This window comes from Syntrophorhabdaceae bacterium (assembly GCA_028713955.1).
Taxonomy (GTDB): domain Bacteria; phylum Desulfobacterota; class Syntrophorhabdia; order Syntrophorhabdales; family Syntrophorhabdaceae; genus UBA5609.
Map to the genome: position 1 here is coordinate 1 of JAQTNJ010000305.1, position 3,304 is coordinate 3,304.

Sequence of the window (3,304 nt, forward strand, 5' to 3'; positions counted from 1 at the left end):
GGTCAGCCATGAAACTATCCGATAATAATGTTTCGAAGGCATCGAAATTGCTGGGTATTAACAGGAACACCCTGAGCAAGAAGGTTAAGGAAGCTCAGAATACAAACCGCCGGCCTCAGAAAAAATCAAACCGCTAAGACATATCTCGCAATAAGGTCACCAACCTCTTTTGTACCCATCCCCATCTTTCCTGCTTCAAGTGATTTTATATCGTTTTTCAGCGCCACTTGAACTGCTTTTTCAATAGTATCAGCTGCTTGCTGCTCCCCGATAAATCCAAGCATCATCCCGCCTGCAAGGATCGACGCAAGTGGATTAATTACGTTCTTACCGGTATATTTCGGGGCAGATCCCCCCATTGGCTCAAACATCGATACACCTTCGGGGTTAATATTTCCGCCACATGCGATACCAAGGCCGCCCTGTATCATTGCACCCAGATCGGTAATAATATCACCGAACAGATTATCGGTGACGATTACGTCGAACCATTCAGGATTTTTCACCATCCACATACAGGTCGCATCTACGTGGGCATAATCAGTCTTTATATCAGGATATTCTTTCGCAACTTCATAAAAAGCGCGCTCCCAGAGGCCGGAGGCAAATGTGAGGACATTTGTCTTTGCGCATAATGTCAGCTTCTTTTCCTTATCCCGTTTTTTTGTATATTCGAAGGCAAACCGCAGACACCGCTCGACACCTTTTCGTGTGTTGATCGATTCCTGAGTAGCTACCTCGTCCATGGTCCCCTTTTTCAAGATCCCACCTGCTCCTGTATACAATCCTTCCGTGTTCTCTCTTACCACAATAAAATCTATATCTTTTGGTCCTTTGTTTTTAAGAGGCGTATCGACCCCTTCATAGAGTTTCACGGGTCTGAGATTAATATACTGGTCAAGTTCAAACCTTGTGTGCAGGAGGATCCCTTTCTCCAGTATCCCGGGTTTTACATCGGGGTGACCAATGGCTCCGAGATATATCGCATGGTACTGTTTTAACTCATTGAGAACGCTGTCCGGCAGTATCTCCCCGGTTTTTAGATAACGTTCTCCCCCAAGGTCGTAATAGGTGTATTTTAAAGCAAAGCCTAATTTTTTTGATATGATATCAATGACTTTAATACCTTCTGCTATAACCTCAGGTCCTGTCCCATCACCAGGTATTACTGCAATGTTGTATTCTTTACCCATCTTTTCCTCCACAAACCTTAGACTTTTTTTATAAGTGCTTTTGCCCCGATATCCTTTCTGTAATGCATGCCTTCAAACTCTATGGACGACACTGCTTCGTATACACGTCTCATCGCATCCTCGTATGTGCTGCCCACCGCGGTAACACCTAAAACCCTTCCCCCGGAGGTATAATAGCGATTGTCCACCTTTTTGGTCCCGGCGTGAAATACCATAACGTCTTCGCGATCCTTTAACCTTTCCAATCCATTGATGAGGAAGCCTTTTTCCGGTTTATCAGGGTATCCTTTCGATGTAATAACAACACATATCGAAACACCATCCTTCCACCGGATGCCCTTGATCGTGTGCAGTTTCCCTTCTATACAAGCCAACAGGATCGGCAGGATATCGCTTTCCATCTTCAAAAGGATCGGTTGGGTCTCCGGATCGCCGAGACGGGCATTAAACTCTATGACATAGGGATCGCTCCCTTTTAACATGAGTCCACCATACAGCACACCTTTATAGATGATACCGTTGTCCCTCATCGCATGTATTGTCCTCTCCATGATCCGGGTCTTGATCTGCTCTTCAATCGTATCATTTACAAAAGGTATCGGCGTATATGCGCCCATCCCACCGGTGTTAGGTCCCTTGTCGTCATCCAGGAGGGGCTTATGATCCTGTGAAGTAAGCAGGGAAAGCATGGACGTGCCGTCTGTAAAGGCAAGGTAGGATGCCTCAATCCCCGGGATGTATTCTTCTATAACGATTCTTCGTCCGGCTTCTCCATGGATCTCCTCTACCATTAAGTCTTTCAGGACGCTCCGGCCTTCTGTCTGATCCCGGATTACATAGGCGCCCTTCCCTGCGCACAGGCCATCAGCTTTAATAACAAATGGAGGCCGGAGGTTTTCCAGATATATCCGGGCATCATCATATCGGTCAAATATCCTGAACGCAGCTGTCGGTATCTCGTATTTTTCCATCAGCTCTTTTGCAAAGATCTTGCTCGCTTCGATCATGGCACCCTGTTTATTCGGCCCGAATATCGGTATCCCTTTTTTTTCAAAGACGTCTACGATACCCGCAGCAAGGGGGTTCTCCGGGCCAACGATAACGAGGTCAATGCCTTTCCTTTTTGAAAAATCGAGTAGTTCTTCGGTCCTGCTGATATCTATTGCAGCACATTCCGCTATATCAGAGATACCACCATTGCCGGGTATACAATACATCGACTTGATATCTTTAGACTGTGACAGTTTCCATATCAGGGCGTGTTCCCTGCCGCCGCCGCCGATTACAAGAACCTTCATGTCCTCTTCCTCATGAACCTAAATCTTTGACAGATATGAAAAGATGGCGCCGTCATAATCTGAGGTTATCGAGAACACCTTCTTTGCAAGATAGAACCTCAGCTCCTCTGTTGTTGCGCCATTGTTTGCCTTCATGTTTTCAATAACCTTCGCATAATCATCGGGATCCACAACAACAGTTACGTATTTGAAATTTTTTGCAGATGCCCTGATCATCGACGGCCCGCCAATATCAATATTCTCGATAGCCTCTTCAAAAGTACATCCTTTGCTGATAACCTCTTGAAAGGGGTAAAGATTTACCACGATCATATCGATATGCTTGATGCCAAGGGTCTCCATCGCCTTCTGATGTTCGGCGTTGTCGCGTATGTTCAGTATCCCGCCGTGTATCTTCGGATGAAGCGTCTTGACCCTCCCGTCCATGATCTCCGGGAAGCCTGTGTAGGAGCTTACCTCCATCGGATTAAGTCCAAGACCCTCAAGATACTTCTTTGTGCCGCCGGTAGATAGTACCTCTACCCCGTAATCTTTCAGGCATGCCGCAAGATCATTTAAACCGGACTTGTTCGACACACTTATCACTGCACGTTTAACCTTCATATATCCCTCCCGTTTTTTTTAAGACCCACACTTTAAAGAAGACCCACACTTTAAAGAAGACCTACACTTTAAAGAAGACCCACACTTTAAAGACCCAGATCTTCATTAATAATAAACACTGATATGTCCGTCGCGTTTGGTTTTCTCTCGAGGATAGAGACGATCCTGCACATCCTCTGTTCCGATTTACAATCGTGGCAATAACCTGTT

At 45.7% G+C, this 3,304-nt stretch carries 3 protein-coding genes; all 3 read right to left on the minus strand.

What is annotated here, in order from left to right; all coding sequences use genetic code 11:
• Positions 1 to 125: 125 nt before the first annotated feature.
• Genes PHU49_16165 through PHU49_16175 form a run of 3 tightly spaced genes read right to left on the minus strand, consistent with a single transcriptional unit; the run spans position 126 to position 3,094 of the window.
• Positions 126 to 1,193 (minus strand): 3-isopropylmalate dehydrogenase, encoded by a 1,068-nt coding sequence (locus tag PHU49_16165; GenBank protein ID MDD5245545.1) that lies wholly within the window; start codon positions 1,191 to 1,193, stop codon positions 126 to 128.
• 17 nt (positions 1,194 to 1,210) lie between these two features.
• Positions 1,211 to 2,491 carry a phosphoribosylamine--glycine ligase gene (gene purD, locus PHU49_16170; protein MDD5245546.1) on the minus strand — a complete coding sequence of 427 codons (1,281 nt, stop codon included), beginning with the start codon at positions 2,489 to 2,491 and terminating at the stop codon, positions 1,211 to 1,213.
• 18 nt (positions 2,492 to 2,509) lie between these two features.
• Positions 2,510 to 3,094, minus strand: coding sequence for a hypothetical protein (locus PHU49_16175; GenBank protein ID MDD5245547.1), 585 nt, complete (start codon positions 3,092 to 3,094; stop codon positions 2,510 to 2,512).
• Between the last annotated feature and the right edge of the window lie 210 nt (positions 3,095 to 3,304).